Here is a 17,488-nt window from a genome sequence, read left to right as displayed (position 1 = left end):
CGCCGGCTGGCTGGGGCCTTCATGGTAAACCCCACACCCGGCACGAAAGTGACGAAGGCGGTGCGAAACCGCCTTCGCCCGAGGGGAAAGGGCTTACTTGCCGCGCACTTGCGCCACGGCGCCGTTGACCGCGTCCCAGGTCTCCTGGCCCACGGACTTGGCGATGCCGCTGTTGACGCTGGTGAGCTTCTCACGCATGCGGTTGGCCTCGGTGGCGGGCAGTTCGTTCACCTGCATGCCCTTGGTGCGCAGTTCGGCCAGGGCCTTGGTGGCTTCCTCGCGGGTGTCCTTGCGCTCGAACTCGCGGCTCTTCACGGCGGCGTCCTGCAGCACCTTCTTTTCGGCCGGGCTCAGCGTGTCCCACCACTTCTTGCTGACCGTGACGATCCAGGGGCTGTAGACGTGGTTGGTCACCGTCAGGTACTTCTGCACTTCGTAGAACTTGCTCGACACCACAGTGTTGAACGGGTTCTCCTGGCCGTCCACGGCACGCGTTTCGAGGGCGGTGAACAGCTCCGAGAACGGCAGCGGCACGGCGTTGGCGCCCAGTGCCTTGAAGCTGTCGAGGAACACGTTGTTCTGCATCACGCGCAGCTTGATGTCGCCCATGTCTTCGAGCTTGTTGACGGGGCGCTTGCTGTTGGTGAGGTTGCGAAAACCGTTCTCCCAATAGACCAGGCCGACCATGCCCTTGGGCTCCAGCTTCGCCTTGACCTTCTCGCCCACGGGACCGTCGAGCACGGCGTCGGCTTCCTTCACGTTGCTGAAGAGAAAGGGCGTGTCCCACACGGCCATTTCAGGGACGATGCCCACGAGCGTGGCGGTGGAGCCGACCATCATTTCCTGCGCACCGCCGATCAGCGCCTGCTGCATCTGCGTGTCGGAGCCGAGTGCCGCGTTGCCGATGCCGCGGATCTTCATCTTGCCGCCCGACGCCTTCTCGACCTCCTGCGCGAACAGGCGCACGGCGCGGCCCTGGTTGGAGTTGTCGACCAGGCCGTAGCCGAAGCGCACGATGCGCGGCTTGAAGTCCTGCGCCTGGACGGCGCCGGCGGTGGCGAGTGCGGCCACAAGGCCGGCGAGAGCGAAACGGATGCGCATGGAAGTCTCCTGAGTATCGAAAGGGGAACGAGAGGAAGAAAAAGGAAAAAGAAAAGGAAAGGATTGGCGGGTCAGTGCATCCAGGCCAGCGGTGCCGTGATGAGCGAAGGGAACAGCACGAACAGCACGGCCAGCAGCACGTACATGAGCAGGAACGGCGTGGTGCCCTTGATGACGGTTTCCATGCGCAGCCTGCCGACGCCGGCCACCACGTTCTGCACGGTGCCCACGGGCGGCGTGATCAGGCCGATGCAGCCCACGTAGATGAACATGAAGCCGAAGTACACCGGGTCGATGCCGGCCTTCATGGCCAGCGGCGCGCACACGGGGCCGAAGATCAGGATGGTGGGCGTCAGGTCCATCGCCGTGCCGACCACCAGCAGGAACACCATCATCAGCGCCATGAAGACGATCGGGTCGCCCATCACGCCGGCGAAGCTGTCGGCCAGCAGGTTGGGCAGGTCGGCCAGCGTGATCATGTAGGCGGTCACGGTCGCGGCGCCGCACAGGAACATCACCACGGCGGTGGTCTTGCCCGCGGCGAGGAAGACCTCGTACAGGCCGGCCCAGGTCATCTCGCGGTACACGAACATCGAGACGATCAGCGCATACACCGCGGCCACCACGGCGGCTTCGGTGGGCGTGAAGATGCCGCCCTTGAGGCCGCCCAGGATGATGACCGGCATCATCATGGCCCAGAAGCTGTGCAGCAGCGCCTTCATGCGCGCGCCCCATGCCACGCGCGCCATGGCGGGCAGCTTGTGCTTGCGGGCGATCCACCACCAGGCACCGATCAGGAACGCGCCCATCATCAGGCCGGGGAACACGCCGGCCAGGAACAGCTTGCTGATCGACGTGTTGGTCGTCACGCCGTAGATCACGAAGGGCATCGACGGCGGAATGATCGGCGCGATGATGCCGCCCGACGCGAGCAGGCCCGCGCTGTAGCTCGGCGGGTACTTCTGCTCGCGCATCATCGGCAGCAGGATGGTGGCGAGCGCGGCGGTGTCGGCAATGGCCGAGCCGCTCATCGACGCCAGCAGCACGGCGGCACCGATGGCCACGAAACCCAGGCCGCCGGGAATGTGCCCGACGAATGCGCGGGCCAGGTCGATGATGCGGCGCGACAGGCCACCCGCGTTCATCAGCTCGCCGGCCAGGATGAAGAAGGGCACGGCCAGCAGCGGGAAGTTGTCGAAGCCGGCCTGCAGGTTCTGCGCCAGCAGCTGCGCATCGAAGAAATCCAGGTGCCACATGAGCGCGACACCGGTCAGCACCAGCGCGTGGGCGATCGGCATGCCGATCACCATGCCGCCGATGAGCACGATCAGGAAGAGAGCGGTGACGATCATGGTGCCGTCCTCACTCGATGTCGCCCACGCCGCCCGCGCTCGCCGGCGGCTCGCCGCGCACGAGGTCGAACACCAGCGCCACCAGCAGGCCGACGGCCAGCACCAGCGTGGCGGCGGCACCGAGCGCCAGCGGATAGCCCAGCACCGTGCTGAAGCTTTCCATGCCGGCAACCACCTGCGCCCACGCGCCCTTCAGCAGCAGCACCATGCACCCGGCCACCAGCAGCTGGCTCAGCCAGAACAGGCCCTTGCGCGGGCCGCCCTTCAGGCGCGAGGTCAGCATGTCGAAGCCCAGGTGCTTGCCCTCGAAGGCCGCGACGATGGTGCCCACGGCCACCAGCCAGACGAACAGCAGGCGCGAGATTTCCTCGTACGACACGATGCTGGTGGCGAACACGTAGCGCAGCACGACGTTCACGAAGACCGCGACGACCATACCGGCCAGCGCCACGACCATGAAGAGTTCGGCCAGGCGCTGAAGCGCCGGCTTACGCCGCACCGGCGGTGTCGAGGGAGATTGGGGAGAGTGGCTCATGCGATGTCTCCGGGCGGCGTGTCGCGCCCTGTGGTTGAAGCGGAAGCAGGTGCGGCGGCCCAGGCGACGACGGCGGCCACCAGGTCCGCCATGGGTTGCGTGGCGTCGAGCACCAGCACGCCCGGCTCGCCCACGGGCGATTCGAGCGTGGCGAACTGGTTCGCGACCAGCGCGGGCGAGAAGAAATGGCCCGCGCGCGACTGCACGCGCGCCAGCGCCTCCTCGTAGTCCAGCGACAGGAACACGAAGCCCAGGCGCGGCACCGCCTGGCGCAGCCGGTCGCGGTAGCGCTTGCGCAGCGCGGAACAGGTCAGCACCCGGCCGGCGCCCTGGGGCGGGGACGCCAGCAGGTCGGCCAGCCGGTCCAGCCAGCCGGCGCGGTCGTCGTCGGTGAGCGGCGTGCCCGCGCGCATCTTGGCGACGCTTTCGGGCGCGTGGTACGCATCGCCCTCGTGCAGCGTCCAGCCCAACGCCTCGGCACAGGCCGCCCCGACGCTCGACTTGCCGCATCCGGACACGCCCATGACCACGAGGGCCTGCGGTTGAAATTTTGAGATAGCGCTGTCCATTGGGAATCAAAAAAAGGCCCGGGCGGAGGCTCGGGCCAGGGCAATCGGGGTTCTCTTCAATTGTCGCTCAGAGGGAAAACGGCTGGCCTGCACCTTATTTGCAGTCGCAAACTACTTGTTAACCCTTTGATGGATAGCGCTATCCTATAGAACAATGAGCTTCACCTTTCTCCGGATTTACCCTTGACCGACGCGCCCCGCCGCACCCGCCGCTCCAGTGGCCGCATCACCCTCGACGACGTGGCGCGCGCCGCGTCCGTCAGCCCGATCACCGTCTCGCGCGCGCTGCGCGGCGAGCGCGGCGTCGACCCGGTGCTGACCCTGCGCGTGCGCGAAGCGGCCGAGCGCCTGGGCTACGTGCCCGACCCGGCCGCCCGCGCCCTGGCGTCGCAGCGCAGCAGCCAGGTGCTGGTGCTGGTGCCGATGCTGTCCAACACCTTGTTCGTCGACCTGCTCGAAGCCGTGCACCGCACGCTCTTTCCCGTGGGCTACCAGCCCTTCATCGGCGTGACGCACTACGACAGCGCCGAAGAAGAACTGCTGCTGCGCACCTACCTGCCCCACCGCCCCGCGGGCCTGCTGGTGACCGGCTTCGACCGCAGCGAAACGGCACGCCAGCTCATCGCGCACAGCGGCGTGCCCTGCGTGCACCTGATGGAAACCAGCACCGCCCCGGGTGTGGCCTGCGTGGGCTTTTCGCAGGTGGACGCGGGGGCCGCCGTCACGCGCCATCTGCTGGAACGCGGGCACCGCCGCATCGCCTTCTGCGGCGCGCAGCTCGATCCGCGCGTGCTGCAGCGCGCCGAGGGCTATCGCCGCTGCCTGCGCGAAGCAGGTCTGTACGACGCGCGGCTGGAAATGCTCAGCCCCGAGCGCTCGTCGATTGCGCTGGGCGCACGCCTGTTCGAGGAGATGCTGCAGCGCATGCCGGACATCGATGCCATCTTCTTCTGCAACGACGACATCGCGCAGGGCGGGCTGCTGGCGGCCAACCGCCTGCAGGTGCCGGTGCCCGGGCGCATCGCCATCGCCGGCTTCAACGACCTGGCCGGCAGCGACCAGATGGTGCCGCCGCTGACCACCATGCGCACACCGCGCAGCGAGGTCGGCCAGGCCGGCGCCGAGATGCTGCTGGGCCTCATGCGTGGCACGCTGGCGCAGCCCGGCTGCATCGAGCTGGACTACGAACTGGTCGTGCGCGGCAGCACCTGAGGCGCATGAAAAAGCCCGGGCAGGCCGGGCTTTGCTTGGATGCGCAGGGCGCTCAGTCCACCAGCTTCACTTCGACGCGGCGCGCCTCGGCGTTGTTGCCCGAACCGGCGGTGACGGCAGGCTTCTGCAGGTCGATCTTCTCGGCCGGCACGCCCAGGCCTGCGAGCACCTCGCGCACCATCTGGGCGCGCTTCTTGGCGAGTTCCTCGTTAACGGCGGCGTCGCCGGTGGTGTCGTGGAAGCCCGAGACCACCGCCTTGCGGCCCCCCTCGACGCCCTTGATGACCAGGGCCAGCGCCTCGGCGGCGCCCGGTGCGAGATCGGCGCTGCCGGTCGCGAAGTAGAAGTTCACCACGTCGCCGGCGATGCGGATGCTGGCGCCGTCGGGGATCACGACCGTCACGGTCTCGGTGACCTCGGTCACCTGCACCGCGCCACCGGGCGCCGATGCGGCTGCCGAAGCCGCGACCGCAGGCTTGGCCTGCACAGCGGCAGCGCCCAGGCCCTTGTGCCAGAACGCAATGCCGATCACGAACATGATCACCAGCGCGATCAATGCCACCAGGAAGCCGAGGGCGAAATTCTGCTGGCTGTCGTCGTTGTTCATGGAAGCGCGATCTCCGTAGGAAAGGGGTCGGTAAATAATGGTGCGGTGAACCATGATCACGAAATTGTAGGCGCCCCCTCCGACACCCCCGTGTCAGCCGGCGCGCCGGACCCCGGTCCGCCGGGGCTCGACCCGATGCCCCGTCCGCTGCGCGACCCGCAGCCGATGCTGGAACGCGCGATCGCCGACTGGGGCGGCCGCGACGATCTCTGGCTGTTCGGCTACGGCTCGCTGATCTGGCGGCCCGAGTTCGGTTTTGCGGAACGGCGCGCAGCCTCGGTGCACGGCTGGCACCGCGCGCTCAAGATGTGGAGCCGGGTCAACCGCGGCAGCGTGCAGACGCCGGGCCTGGTGTTCGGCCTGCTCTCGGGCGGCAGCTGCCGGGGCGTGGTGTTCCGCGTGCCGAAAGCCGAAGGCCTGGAGACGCTGAAGCGCCTCTGGCTGCGCGAGATGCCCACCGGCGTTTACGACCCCAAGTGGCTGCAATGCGGCACGGCCGAAGGGCCGGTGCGCGCGCTGGCCTTCACGCTTTCGCGGCGCAGCCCCAACTTCACGGGCGAGCTCAGCGACGAACGCTACCGCCACATCTTCGCGAATGCCGTGGGCCGCTACGGCAGCTCGCTCGACTACGCGCGCCAAACTTTCCTTGAGCTGCAGCGCCATGCGATCCACGACGTGGCGCTGGCGCGGCTGGTGGCGCTGGCCGCCGAGCCGCCATTTCAGACACCGGCCGATTGCGGGGCCGCCCCGGCTCCGGTATACGTTGCGGGGTCTTCGGACACCGCGTCCTCCCAACCCTCCACCCCGTTCAACAAGGAAAACCAATGATCCATCGACGTCTCCTCGCCACTGGCACCGCCCTCCTCGCCACTGCCATGCTCGCCGCCTGCGGCAGCATGGGCGGCAAGCCGAGCACCACGGTCGAGCTGACGCCCACCGCAGCCGTCACGCCCAACCCCGCGCGCGGCTCGGTGACGCTCACCGCGCTCGACCACGGCGTGCGCGTGTCCGGCGAAGTGCGCGGCCTGGCGCCGGGCAGCGAGCACGGTTTCCACATCCATGAAAAGGGCGACTGCGGCAACAACGGCAATGCCTCAGGCGGCCACTTCAACCCGGCCGGCGGCACGCACGGCAAGTTCTCCGCGCCCGGCAGCCATGCCGGCGAGCTGCCCAGCCTCGTGGCCGATGCCAGTGGCGTGGCGCGCTTCAGCGTCGAGAACCACGCGATCTCGCTAAAGGACGGTGCCGCCAACAACGTGCGTGGCCGTGCCCTGGTGGTGCACCGCGACCGCGACGACTTCACGACGCAGCCCGCCGGCAACGCCGGCCCGCGCGTGCTCTGCGCGGTCGTTGCTCAAAACTAAGAAAAAAGCGTGAGTACTCAGGCGCCCGCACGCGCCTGCCAGAGCGCCTCGGCCCGCGCCAGCGCCTCGGGCGTGTCGATGTCGGTCACCACACCGGCATCGTCCACCGCCAGGTCGACGACCGAATCGATCGCACGCATCGCCCGCAGCACGGACGATGCGCCCATGTTCCCTTCCAGCGCCGCGAGTTGCGCCCAGCAGCCCGCCGCAAATCCCACCGGGTGCCCGCGCTCGCCCCGGTACTGCGGCTGCACGGCATTCACCCGCCCACCGAGTGCGGCGGCCACCGCCCGCAGCGTGGCGGGTTGCACCAGCGGCAGGTCGCCCGGCAGGATCAGCCAGCCCGCCGCGTGGGGCGTGGCGCGCACGGCCGCGGCAATCGAGTCGCCCATGCCGGGGTGACCGGCATCTTCCAGCCGCCACGGCAGGCCGCTGGCGCGCACCGCGTCGAGCGTGCGTTCGAGCACCGGCTTGCCCGCGAGCAGCGCCTTCAGCTTCGAGCCCGTGCCGCCGGCCGCAATGAAGCGCTCGCCGCGGCCCGAAGCCAGCACGATCACGGTCGGGGAGTTCGCCTCTGTCGTCGTCATGGGCCGAGTATGTGCGCAACAATCCCGGCATGACTTCTCCTCTTTCCAAAGACGCGCTGGCCGCGCTGCGCAAGAGCTACGAGCGCGCCGAGCTCGACGAGACCCGCAGCGCCGCCGACCCGCTCCAGCAGTTCGAGCGCTGGCTCACCGAGGCCATCGGCGCGCAGATTCCCGAGCCCAATGCGATGACGCTGTGCACCGTGGGCAGCGACCTGCGGCCGTCCAGCCGCATCGTGCTCATCAAGGGCTACGACGCGCGCGGCATCGTCTGGTACACCAACTACGACAGCCGCAAAGGGCGCGAGCTGTCGGGCAATCCGTATGCGTCGCTGCAGTTCCACTGGGTCGAGCTGGAGCGCGTGGTGCGCATCGAAGGCCGCGTCGAAAGGGTCAGCGCCGAGGAGAGCGACGCCTACTACGCCAGCCGTCCGCTCGATTCACGCATCGGCGCCTGGGCCAGTCCGCAGAGCGAAGTGATCAGCGGACGCGACGTGCTGGTGAAGAACGCCGCCGTGTACGCCGCCAGGCACCTGCTGTCGCCGCCGCGTCCGCCGCACTGGGGCGGCTTCCGGCTGGTGCCCGACCGCTGGGAGTTCTGGCAGGGCCGCAAGAGCCGGCTGCACGACCGGCTGCGCTACCGGCTCGAAGGCGCCGACTGGGTGCGCGAACGCCTCGCGCCCTGAGTTCGCGTCAGGCCTCGCAACCTGCCACCTTGAATTCGACGCGCCGGTCCAGCGCGTCGCTCGCATCGTCGGCGCCCGTGCCGACGATGTTCTCGCGAAAGCCCATGCCGGCTTCGCGCAGCTTCTTCGACAGCGGCGGCGCCTCGCCCACCAGCCGCGCCTTGACGCTGGTCGCGCGCTGCAGCGACAACCGCTCGTTGACCGCCTCCGAGCCCGTGCGGCTCGTGTGGCCCGTGACCACCACGCACGAATCGATCTGCGCCGCCTGGCGCGCGATCTGGCGCAGCCACATCGGGTAGGCCGCGCTGATCTTCGGGTCGGCCAGGAAGTCGGTCGAGCCCGGCTTGAACAGGAACTTGACGCTCAGGTTGTTGCTCTCGAGCCCCAGCCGCGCCAGCGTGCCGAAGGTGCGCTCGGCATCGGCCGTGCGGCCCAGCTGCGACTGCGTGAGGTACAGCCCGCTGTAGATGCGCAGCTGCTGCCCGTCAGCGCGTTTCGACGCGGCCTCGTAGCGGCTCAGGGCCTCGCTCATGCGGCCGGCCTCGTAGGCGGCGGTGGCTTCCTGCAGCACGGTCGCGGTCGGCAAGCGCTCCAGGTACAGCGCGTCGGCGGCCTGCCCGACCGGCGTCTCGGCGGTGCGGATGTAGCCCTCCACGCCGCGGTCCTTGCCGTTGACCGGGCTGTCGCGGAAGAAGGCGGTGGGCCGCGTGTCGAGCGACGCATCGCTGATGCGCGCGACCGACTGCGCGATCACCATGCCGCTCTTGATCTCGGTCATCGCAAGGTTCAGCCGGTACGGCGCGCCCGAGGCGTCCTTGTCGCGCACCAGCGTGCCGTTGAGCACGTACTGTGCATTGCCGATCTCGTTGGCGTTGAACGGCGTCACGGTGAACTGCTTGAACTGCGCCTGCATGCGCTGCACGATGCGCTGCTCGGCCACGCGCGTCACCTCGGTCTGCTGGCCGCTGGCGCCTTCGAGAAGCGGGTCGATCACGATGCGGCGCTGCGTCAGCGTCGACTCCACCTTGGCCAGGAAGGCCGGCAGCTTCTGGGTCTGCACCATGAGGTCGTCGACCGCCTGGGTGACGGCCTGGTCGAAGGGCATGGCGCTGCTGGGCGCGGGGCGGTGCGCGCAGGCGGTGGCCAGCAGCGCGGCGGTACACAGCGCCAGCACGCGCCACAAGGTTCGGGGGACGGTGGTGTTCGTCTTCGTGGTCATCAGCACTGGCTCCTCAAAATGGTCATGTCCTGGTCCGACAGCGGCTCGCCCACGGCGGCGCGCATGTTGATCTCGCTGCAGCGTTTGGAAGGCGCGGGGCGTCGCTCGGCGGGTTCGCGATGCACCTCGGGCGTGGGGGCTGCGGTGGCGGTGATCTGCGGTCGCGGCTTCGGCGCGGGCCGCACGACGGCGGGCTTGGGCTCTGCTTCCTTGGCCTGCGGTGCCTCAGCCGCTTTGGGAACCGCCAGGCACGGCGTGCGGCACGGCTTGGCCTCGCCCGCCGCATGGGCGCGCGCGCCGTGCAGCGCGATCACCGTCGCGACCACCGCCGTCACTGCAAGGGCAAGGGGCGAAACGCGCGCCGGGTAGATCGTCATCAGCCGGCAAATGTAGGGGCGCGAACGCCGCTCGCCAGCCCACCAAACGGCCAGCCCTGCCAAACGGCATAGGGCTACCGCTGTCGCTCAGTCGGGCAAAAGTTCGCGAAAAGCGTGGGGGAAATGCGGGGCGTCAGGGCAACCACTGCACCCAGACCATGACCAGCGTGAGCGTGCCCAGCGCCAGCACGGTCGACACGGCCACGCTGGCCGTGACCAGGTCTTCGGCGCTGCGATAGCGCTGCGAGAACAGGAACACGTTGGCGCCGATGGGCAGCGCCGCGGCCACCACCATCACGGTGAGCGGAATGCCGCGCACGCCCAGCAGCCAGCCGATGAGCGCCACCAGCAACGGGTGCACGAGGTTCTTCATCAGCGCCTGCACCAGCGCGCCGCGCCAGTGGCGCCCGATGGGCGTGAGCGCGAGCGTGATGCCCACCATCACCAGCGCGACCGGGCCGAAGGCCTGGCCGAGCAGCTGGATCGGCTTGTCGATCACCTCGGGCATCACGAGCCCCGTCTGCGCGAACAGCAGCCCCGCAATGATCGGCAGCGGCACCGGATGGATGATGGCGTTGCGCAACGCGCGCAGCACGGTGCGCGCCATGGAGCGGCGCTCTGCCCCGCTCACCGCATGCTCGCGCGCCACGGCCAACTCGAGCACCACGGTGGCGCTGGTCATGAGCACAAGCGAATGCAGCGAGATCAGCGTGAGCAGCACCACCATGCCAGCCTCGCCATAGGCCAGGCCGATCAGCGCGATGCCGATCATCACGGTGTTGCTGTAGGTGTTCGCCAGCGCGAGCACCGCGCCCGTGCGGTTGAAGCCGCGCCACGCCAGCGTGCCTGCGAACAGCAGGCCCGAGGCGATGAAGTACGCCGCCACGGGCTTCAGGCTCAATTCCTGCACGTGCACCGTGCTCATGGCACGGAACAGCAGCGCGGGCGCGAGCAGCAAAAAGATGAGATTCGACAGGTCCTTCACCGCATTGCCACCGATCCATCGGCGCCGTCCGGCGAGGTAGCCGGCAGCGATGAGAAGGACGACGGGAAAGAGCGAGGAGATGACGAAGGAATTCACCCGGCGAGGATAGCCGAGCGATTTCTGCGATTGCCTTGCTCCTTCCCCTCCCGGGGGAAGGCTGGGATGGGGGCACGCGGCGCTTGCAGAAGCCGCAGCCTCATCACAGGCCGCTTGCCCCCACCCCTGCCCTCCCCCAGTGGGGGAGGGAGAAACACCGCGATCAGAACGTGACGCGCAGCCCCACCTTCAGCGACCGCCCCGGCAGCGGCGCCTTCGGGAACACCGTCGTCGTCAAGATCGAGGTCGGCGTGTAGGCCAGCTTGTTCCCGATGTTGTCCATGCGCGCGTACCAGGTGAGGTTGGCGCGCTGCACCTTCATGCGGTAGCTGATGGACGCGTTCCACAGCGTGTACGCATCCGTCTCGCGCGCGCCCACGTCGGGCACCCGGCGCTGCGCCGCGTTGTAGTCGAAGCCGACACGCCCGGTCCACGGCCCGTTGCCGTAGGCCAGCGTGGCGCCCAGGCGCAGCGGCGCGATGCGCGGCAGCGGCTCGCCGGTGTCGAGGTTCTTGGCGCGCACGATGTCACCGCGCCACTCGAGGTCGAGCGTGCCCGCGTCGGCCATGCGCGCGAAGCCGTCGGTGCCCAGCAGCCGCAGGTTGCCGTTGGCCTCGATGCCCGTGAAGCGCGCGCGCGTGCCGCCGTAGCGGTACTCGGCCAGCGTGTCGACCGCCTCGGGGTCGGTGACGACCTGCCCTTCTTCGTCGAGCGTGCGGCCCGATGCGGTCAGGCCGATGTAGTTGCGAAAGCGCGTGACGTACGCATTCACGCGGGCCGTGTTCGGGCCCGACTTCCACTGCGCGCCCAGGTCGAAGCCGGTGGACTTTTCCTTGCCCAGGTTCGGATCACCGATCTCCCAGGCCGCGGTCGCCACGTGCGGGCCGTTGGCGAGCAGTTCGTAGTCCTTCGGTGCGCGCTCGGTGTAGGCCAAGTTCGAGGTCAGCTGCCACTGCGGCGTGAGGTTGACCAGCGCGCCGAACGCCGCGCTGTGCGGGTTGAAGGTGCGCTCGCCGATGGCGAAGCGCGTCACCGACAGGTCGTCGGGGTAGCCCAGCGAGCGCACCGCGACCTTCTCGGTGCGCGCACCGAAGCTCAGGCGGCCCCACGAGGTGCCGAGCTCCTCGTGCAGGAACAGCGCGTTGGAGCGCGTGCGGCTGTGCGGCGCAAAGGCCTCCGCGCCGTCGGCGGCGAAGCGGTTGGTCTCGCGGCTGAAGCCGACCAGGCCTTCGAGGTTGCCGATCTTTTCGTGCCGCGCCTCGATGCGCAGGTCGTTGCTCAGGTTCGAGAAGGTGGTGCCGACTTCGGCACCCTCGAACTCGGTGTGGCGGTAGTCGGTGCGGCTCACCTTCGCGTGGATGCTGCGGATGAAGCCGCCCGGGCGCCATTCGCCTTCCAGCGCGTAGCGGTCGGACTTCATGCCGATGGTCACCTCGTCCTCGGCCACGGTGCCGTAGTTGCTGCGGTAGGTGCTGGTCGAGGCACCGATCCAGCCCTGGCTGAAGAACAGCGTGCCGCCGACCGCGCCGCCGTTCGCCTGGTTCTGCGAGTTGCAGATGCGGCGCGCGAGCGACGGGCGCCCGGGCTTGCTGCATTCGAGGTCGATCGGCACCGACACGTCTTTCGAATCGCGGTTGAAGGCGTCGACGTGCAGGGCGAAGCGGTCGTTGCCGCCTTCGAGCAGCACGCCGCCGCTCTTTTCCTTGTTGCCGCTGGCGTAGCCCAGATCGGCACGGCCGCCGAAGCCGTTGATGGGCTCGGTCGGGATGCGGTTGTCGATCACGTTGACCACGCCGCCCACGGCGCTGCCGCCGTACTGCAGCGCCGACGGGCCGCGCAGCACCTCGATGCGCTCGGTCACCAGCGCATCGACGGGCACCGCGTGGTCGTAGCTCAACGCCGAGGCGTCGGGCGCACCGCCGCCGTTCTGCAGGATGCGGATGCGGTCACCGTCCTGGCCGCGAATGCTGGGGCGGCTCGCATTGGGGCCGAAGTAGCTGCTGCTCACGCCGGGCATGTTGTTCAGCGTTTCGCCGAGCGTCGATTCGGAACGCAGCAGCAGCCGGTCGCCCGACAGCGAGGTGGTCGGCGCAATCAGGTCGCTCGCGCCCAGCGGGTTGCCGGTGACGGTGACCTCGCGCAGGCTGGAGGGGTCAGCAGCAGGAGCGACAGGGGCGGCGGCGGTCTGGGCCAGGCTCGCCACCGAGGCGAGCGAAAGAACGGCAGCGCCGATGGCGTTGCGGCGGAAGTGGGGGGTCATGAAGAAAGAACACTCGTTGAATCGGGGAACGACCGGCCACCCTCACCCGCCGAAGGCAGGTGCAGCAACCGGAACACGGGGGATTCAGCGAGTGGAAGGCGGGCCGCGCGCGTCGAAGAGCGCGACCCAGCGGGCGATGGCTTCGCCCTGCAGATAAGCAAACGTGGCCGCCGGCAGCAGCATCGGCAGCACCACCAGCGGCACGCCGGGCACGCCCGTGCCGTGCGCGAGCTGGTCGTACAGGCGGCAGTCGGCGTCGTTGTGCACGCCGAACAGGCTGGCCAGCGTGTGGCCGGTGTCGTGCCGGTGCTCGGCCTGTGCCGTCGCCGCTGCTGCAGCAGCGGGCAGGCCCGGCACGTGCAGCGAACGGTGCATCAGCCCCATCGTGCCCGCGAACCAGAGCGCGAACGCCAACGCGACGACGAGCGCGCGCGTGGTGCGCGTCATGCGGGTCGGGGTCTGGCGGAGGGTGGCGGACACAGGGGCGTGAAGAAAAAGCGAAGGATCAGGCCTTGACGCGCGAGGCGAAGGTCTTCTGGAACTTCTCGACCTTGGGACCGACCACGAACGCGCAGTAGCCCTGGTTCGGGTGGTTCAGGAAATAGTCCTGGTGGTAGGCCTCGGCCGTCGAGTAGTTGGCCAGCGGCGCCACTTCGGTCACCACGGGCGCGCTGTAGGTCTTGCTGGCCTCGATCTCGCGGATCACCGAGTCGGCCACTTCTTTCTGCGCGTCGCTCGACGTGTAGATGCCGCTGCGGTACTGGGTGCCGACGTCGTTGCCCTGGCGGTTGAGCGTGGTGGGATCGTGCACCACGAAGAAGATCTCGAGCAGCTCGCGCAGGCTGATCTGCGCCGGGTCGAACTCGAGCTTCACGACCTCGGCATGGCCGGTGCGGCCGGTGCAGATCTGCTCGTAGGTCGGATTTACCGTTTGGCCGTTGCAGTAACCCGATTCGACGTCGAGCACGCCCTGCACCCGGTCGAACACCGCCTCGGTGCACCAGAAGCAGCCTCCGCCGAGCACGATGGTTTCGGTGGGCGACGGTGAAGAAGACATGGCGCGGCTCCGGGTGGGGTTGGAAAAAGCGGGGGACCGGTATTGTCGCGGCTTGACGGGCCGGATGCCGGTCACTACATTACTAACCCGTCAGTCATTAACATCATGGCCTCCCCCCGCTCCCTCGTCGACAAGTTCTGCCCGCTGCCTTCTTCCAAGCGCGCGCGGCGCAAAGAGGCGCGCCCGGGCGAACTGCTGGCGGCGGCGCTCGACCTGTTCGTCGAAAAGGGCTTTGCCGCCACGCGCTCGGAAGAAGTGGCGGTCCGGGCCGGCGTGTCCAAGGGCACGCTCTTTCTCTACTTTCCGAGCAAGGAAGAGCTGTTCAAGGCCGTGGTGGTCGAAAACCTCGGCGGCCGTTTCACAGAGTGGAACGCCGAATTCGAGGCCTTCGAGGGTACGACGGCCGAGATGCTGCGCTACTGCATGAACGTCTGGTGGGAGCGCGTCGGCCTGACCAAGGCCTCGGGCCTGACCAAGCTGATGATGAGCGAGGGCGGCAATTTTCCCGAGCTGGCGGAGTTCTACCGCGAGCAGGTGGTGCGCCCGGGTCACGAACTGCTGCGCCGCATCCTGCAGCGCGGCATCGACCGCGGCGAGTTCGTGCAGATGGACATCGACCACGCCATCTATTCGGTGGTCGCGCCCATGGTGTTCCTCATGCTCTGGAAGCATTCGGCCATGGTCTGCGTCGACGGCGTGAGCGCGCTCGACCCCGAAAAATTCATCGCCACCCAGTGTGAAACCGTGCTTCACGGGCTCTGCGTGCGCCCCGGGAGCCCCGCATGACGGCCATCGGATGGCCGACTGGCGCGGTGGCGTCATCGGTGCGACCTAAAATTGAAGGTTTGTCCCGTCCAGAGCCTTCAAGGAAAGCCACGCCATGAACCCCACGCCCACCCTCGAGCGCTTGCGCTTCAACATGATCGAACAGCAGATCCGTCCCTGGGACGTGCTGGAGTCGGACATCCTCGAGCTGCTGGCCGAGATTCACCGCGAAGACTACGTGCCCGACGCGCACCGCACGCTGTCCTTCTTCGACATGGAACTGCCGCTGCTCGACGGCTCGGTGCCCGGCGAATTCATGCTGTCGCCCAAGGTCGAAGCCCGCACCCTGCAGGACCTGCACATCCAGAAGCACGAATCGGTGCTCGAGATCGGCACCGGCTCCGGCTTCATGGCCGCCCTGCTCGGCGCCCGCGCCGCCCAGGTGCTGTCGCTCGAGATCAACCCCGTGCTGGCCGCCCGCGCCGCCGACACGCTGCGCCAGAACGGCGTGACGAACGTTGAAGTGCGCCACGCCGACGGCGCCGTGCCGCTGGCCAGCGGCCCGAGCTTCGACGTGATCGTGCTCAGCGGCTCGGTCGCGCGCATTCCGCAGAACCTGCTCGGTTCGCTCAAGGTCGGCGGCCGCCTCTCGGCCATCGTCGGCGAAGAGCCCATGATGCGCGCCCATTTCGTGACCCGCACCAGCGAAAGCAAGTGGGACACGATCCAGCCCTGGGACACCGTGGCGCCGCGCCTGCTGAACTTCCCCGAGCCCTCGCGCTTCGCGTTCTGATCGAGCGGCCCAGCCAATGATCGATCAAGTCCGCCCCGCCGACCTGGCCGCCTGGTTCGCCCAGGACGCCGACGCTGCCCCCGTGCTGCTCGACGTGCGCGAGCCCTGGGAGCTGCAGACGGCGAGCGTCGCGCCGCAGGGCTTCACGCTGGTCGCGATCCCGATGAACGAGATCCCCGGCCGGCTGGCCGAACTCGCCGCCGGCGACGGACAGCCCGCGCCCCGCATCGCCTGCCTGTGCCACCACGGCGCCCGCAGCCAGCGCGTGGCCGCTTTTCTGCACCAGAACGGCTTTGACTCGCTCGCCAACGTGGCGGGGGGCATCGACGCCTGGTCCGCGCAGCACGATCCGAGCGTGCCGCGCTACTGATTCTTTCGCTCCCAAGGACGTTCAATGCCTCCCAGGCCCCGGCTTCTGCCACTTTCCGCAGCCCTCGCAAGCGTCATTGCAGGCCTGCTCGCCCTGCCGGCCCAGGGCCAGACACTGAACGAACTCTACGATTCCGCGCGCGGCTTCGACGCCACCTACCAGGGCGCGCGAGCCCAGTACGAGGCCAACCTGGCGCGTGCGGCGCAGGCCAAGGCCGGCATCCTGCCGGCCGTCGGGCTCACGGCCGGCGTGAACCGCAGCAACCTGGACATCGACACCCTCACGGGCACAAGCCGCGGCGCCAGCGCCTCGCGCGACTTCAACACGCAGAACGTCGGCATCAACGCCACGCAGCCGCTGTACCGCCCTGCCAACTGGGCCACCTACGAGCAGGGCAAGCGCCAGACGGAGATTGCGCTGGCGGTGCTCACCACCGCCGAGCAGGACCTGATCGTGCGTGTGAGCCAGGCGTACTTCGACGTGCTCGCGAGCCAGGACAGCCTGGCGTTGGTGCGCGCGCAAAAAGTCGCCGTGGCCGAGCAGCTGGCCTCGGCCAAGCGCAACTTCGAGGTCGGCACCTCCACCATCACCGACTCGCGCGAAGCCCAGGCCCGCTACGACCTGGTGATCGCGCAAGAGATCGCCGCCGAGAACGACCTGCAGGTCAAGAAGATCGTGCTCGACCAGCTCGTCGGCCGCCCCGGCAGCGTGCCCGTGCCGCTGGCTGTGCCCGTCGTGCTGCCGACGGCGCAACCTGCCGACATCAACGCCTGGGTCGCGCAGGCCGACGAGGTGCATCCGGCGATCCAGCAGGCACGCCTGGGTCTGGACGTGGCTGGGCTCGAGGTGCAGAAGGCGCAGGCCGGCCACAAGCCCACGCTCGACGCCAACCTGGGCTACAACGTCACGCGCAACCCGACCGGCACGAGCACCAGCACCGTGGGCACGCGCGTCAACGCCGCCACGGTCGGCGTCACCTTCAACCTGCCGCTGTTCGCGGGCTTTGCCACCGAGAACCGCATCAAGGAAACGCTGGCGCTCGAAGACCAGTCGCGCAGCGTGCTCGACGGCACGCGCCGCAGCGTGGCGCAGGCCACGCGTGCGGCCTACCTCGGGCTGGTGTCGGGTGCGGGCCAGGTGAAGGCGCTCGAAGCCGCCGAAGCCTCCAGCCAGAGCGCGCTCGACGCGAACAAGCTGGGCTACCAGGTGGGCGTGCGCATCAACATCGACGTGCTCAACTCGCAAAGCCAGCTGTTCCAGACCAAACGCGACCTCGCGCAGGCGCGCTACAACGTGCTGCTGGGCAACCTGAAGCTGCGCCAGGCCAACGGCACGCTGACGACCGACGACATGAACGCGATCAACGCGACGCTGGCGCGCAATGGCAGCACGCCTGCAGTGCCTGCCGCGACGACGGGGGCGCCCGTGGTGCCCGTGACGCCGCCGGCCATTCCAGTGGTGCCGCCAGTGCCGGTGCAGCCATTCAACCCGCCCGCGCCGACGATGCCGTCGGCTCCGCCGCCGCCGGTGATCCTGAATCCGCCGCTGCGCTGAAC

General features: G+C 68.7%; 20 protein-coding genes. 8 read left to right on the top strand and 12 right to left on the bottom strand.

The features are described 5' to 3' along the window. Window positions 1–93: 93 nt before the first annotated feature. From CY658_RS07055 to CY658_RS07040, 4 genes are all read right to left on the bottom strand, one after another. Window positions 94–1,101, bottom strand: a complete 1,008-nt coding sequence (locus CY658_RS07055; RefSeq protein WP_101489456.1) for a TRAP transporter substrate-binding protein — start codon at window positions 1,099–1,101, stop codon at window positions 94–96. 71 nt (window positions 1,102–1,172) lie between these two features. Further along, on the bottom strand, window positions 1,173–2,453 hold the full coding sequence (locus tag CY658_RS07050) for a TRAP transporter large permease (protein WP_101489455.1): 1,281 nt from the start codon (window positions 2,451–2,453) through the stop codon (window positions 1,173–1,175). Between the two features lie 10 nt (window positions 2,454–2,463). Beyond that, the gene (locus CY658_RS07045) at window positions 2,464–2,988 is read right to left on the bottom strand and encodes a TRAP transporter small permease (RefSeq protein ID WP_101489454.1); all 525 of its coding nucleotides are present in this window, start codon (window positions 2,986–2,988) and stop codon (window positions 2,464–2,466) included. Continuing rightward, the gene (locus CY658_RS07040) at window positions 2,985–3,512 is read right to left on the bottom strand and encodes a gluconokinase (RefSeq protein WP_101489453.1); all 528 of its coding nucleotides are present in this window, start codon (window positions 3,510–3,512) and stop codon (window positions 2,985–2,987) included. Before CY658_RS07040 ends, CY658_RS07045 begins: the two co-directional genes overlap by 4 nt. Window positions 3,513–3,740: 228 nt before the next feature. On the opposite strand from CY658_RS07040, the gene CY658_RS07035 reads away from it, so the two are divergent. Continuing rightward, window positions 3,741–4,769 carry a LacI family DNA-binding transcriptional regulator gene (locus tag CY658_RS07035; protein WP_101489452.1) on the top strand — a complete coding sequence of 343 codons (1,029 nt, stop codon included), beginning with the start codon at window positions 3,741–3,743 and terminating at the stop codon, window positions 4,767–4,769. Between the two features lie 52 nt (window positions 4,770–4,821). On the opposite strand, the gene CY658_RS07030 is transcribed toward CY658_RS07035, so the two are convergent. Next, a complete protein-coding gene (locus tag CY658_RS07030) occupies window positions 4,822–5,376 on the bottom strand; it encodes an OmpA family protein (RefSeq protein ID WP_101489451.1) in 555 nt (184 codons plus the stop codon). A 135-nt stretch (window positions 5,377–5,511) separates the two neighbouring features. On the opposite strand from CY658_RS07030, the gene CY658_RS07025 reads away from it, so the two are divergent. Both CY658_RS07025 and CY658_RS07020 read left to right on the top strand, forming a co-directional pair. After that, the gene (locus tag CY658_RS07025; RefSeq protein ID WP_101489450.1) at window positions 5,512–6,204 is read left to right on the top strand and encodes a gamma-glutamylcyclotransferase; all 693 of its coding nucleotides are present in this window, start codon (window positions 5,512–5,514) and stop codon (window positions 6,202–6,204) included. Then, window positions 6,201–6,740: a superoxide dismutase family protein gene (locus CY658_RS07020; RefSeq protein WP_101489449.1), complete on the top strand. Its 540-nt coding sequence runs from the start codon at window positions 6,201–6,203 to the stop codon at window positions 6,738–6,740. The genes CY658_RS07025 and CY658_RS07020 overlap by 4 nt, the downstream gene beginning before the upstream one ends. A gap of 17 nt (window positions 6,741–6,757) precedes the next feature. On the opposite strand, the gene CY658_RS07015 is transcribed toward CY658_RS07020, so the two are convergent. Next, window positions 6,758–7,327, bottom strand: coding sequence for a nucleotidyltransferase family protein (locus tag CY658_RS07015; protein WP_101489448.1), 570 nt, complete (start codon window positions 7,325–7,327; stop codon window positions 6,758–6,760). 29 nt (window positions 7,328–7,356) lie between these two features. Here CY658_RS07015 and pdxH point away from each other — a divergent pair, with 29 nt between their 5' ends. Then, window positions 7,357–8,010 (top strand): pyridoxamine 5'-phosphate oxidase, encoded by a 654-nt coding sequence (pdxH, locus tag CY658_RS07010; protein WP_101490264.1) that lies wholly within the window; start codon window positions 7,357–7,359, stop codon window positions 8,008–8,010. Between the two features lie 7 nt (window positions 8,011–8,017). Here pdxH and CY658_RS07005 read toward each other — a convergent pair whose 3' ends face one another. The 6 genes from CY658_RS07005 to msrA all read right to left on the bottom strand — a co-directional run bounded on the left by CY658_RS07005 (window position 8,018) and on the right by msrA (window position 14,004). After that, entirely contained in the window at window positions 8,018–9,229 is a 1,212-nt protein-coding gene (locus CY658_RS07005; RefSeq protein ID WP_101489447.1) for an OmpA family protein, read from the bottom strand. Next, window positions 9,229–9,606 carry a hypothetical protein gene (locus CY658_RS32710; RefSeq protein WP_180838882.1) on the bottom strand — a complete coding sequence of 126 codons (378 nt, stop codon included), beginning with the start codon at window positions 9,604–9,606 and terminating at the stop codon, window positions 9,229–9,231. Before CY658_RS32710 ends, CY658_RS07005 begins: the two co-directional genes overlap by 1 nt. 133 nt (window positions 9,607–9,739) lie before the next feature. After that, the gene (locus tag CY658_RS06995) at window positions 9,740–10,687 is read right to left on the bottom strand and encodes an AEC family transporter (RefSeq protein WP_101489446.1); all 948 of its coding nucleotides are present in this window, start codon (window positions 10,685–10,687) and stop codon (window positions 9,740–9,742) included. Between the two features lie 163 nt (window positions 10,688–10,850). Then, on the bottom strand, window positions 10,851–12,947 hold the full coding sequence (locus CY658_RS06990; protein ID WP_101489445.1) for a TonB-dependent receptor: 2,097 nt from the start codon (window positions 12,945–12,947) through the stop codon (window positions 10,851–10,853). 84 nt (window positions 12,948–13,031) lie between these two features. Continuing rightward, a complete protein-coding gene (locus tag CY658_RS06985; protein ID WP_257884777.1) occupies window positions 13,032–13,427 on the bottom strand; it encodes a hypothetical protein in 396 nt (131 codons plus the stop codon). Between the two features lie 25 nt (window positions 13,428–13,452). Then, the gene (gene msrA / locus CY658_RS06980) at window positions 13,453–14,004 is read right to left on the bottom strand and encodes a peptide-methionine (S)-S-oxide reductase MsrA (protein WP_101489443.1); all 552 of its coding nucleotides are present in this window, start codon (window positions 14,002–14,004) and stop codon (window positions 13,453–13,455) included. A 105-nt stretch (window positions 14,005–14,109) separates the two neighbouring features. Here msrA and CY658_RS06975 point away from each other — a divergent pair, with 105 nt between their 5' ends. From CY658_RS06975 to CY658_RS06960, 4 genes are all read left to right on the top strand, one after another. Then, a complete protein-coding gene (locus CY658_RS06975) occupies window positions 14,110–14,790 on the top strand; it encodes a TetR/AcrR family transcriptional regulator (RefSeq protein WP_101489442.1) in 681 nt (226 codons plus the stop codon). Between the two features lie 94 nt (window positions 14,791–14,884). After that, window positions 14,885–15,562: a protein-L-isoaspartate O-methyltransferase family protein gene (locus CY658_RS06970; RefSeq protein WP_101489441.1), complete on the top strand. Its 678-nt coding sequence runs from the start codon at window positions 14,885–14,887 to the stop codon at window positions 15,560–15,562. Between the two features lie 16 nt (window positions 15,563–15,578). After that, a complete protein-coding gene (locus tag CY658_RS06965) occupies window positions 15,579–15,932 on the top strand; it encodes a rhodanese-like domain-containing protein (protein ID WP_070062458.1) in 354 nt (117 codons plus the stop codon). A 24-nt stretch (window positions 15,933–15,956) separates the two neighbouring features. Next, window positions 15,957–17,486 carry a TolC family outer membrane protein gene (locus CY658_RS06960; RefSeq protein ID WP_101489440.1) on the top strand — a complete coding sequence of 510 codons (1,530 nt, stop codon included), beginning with the start codon at window positions 15,957–15,959 and terminating at the stop codon, window positions 17,484–17,486. Window positions 17,487–17,488 lie beyond the last annotated feature (2 nt).

Origin of the sequence: Variovorax sp. RO1 (assembly GCF_002849325.1) — a bacterium.
Classification (GTDB): Bacteria; Pseudomonadota; Gammaproteobacteria; order Burkholderiales; family Burkholderiaceae_C; genus Variovorax.
Note: the sequence above shows the minus strand (reverse complement) of the source record. Positions and strands in the feature narration are given on the sequence as shown.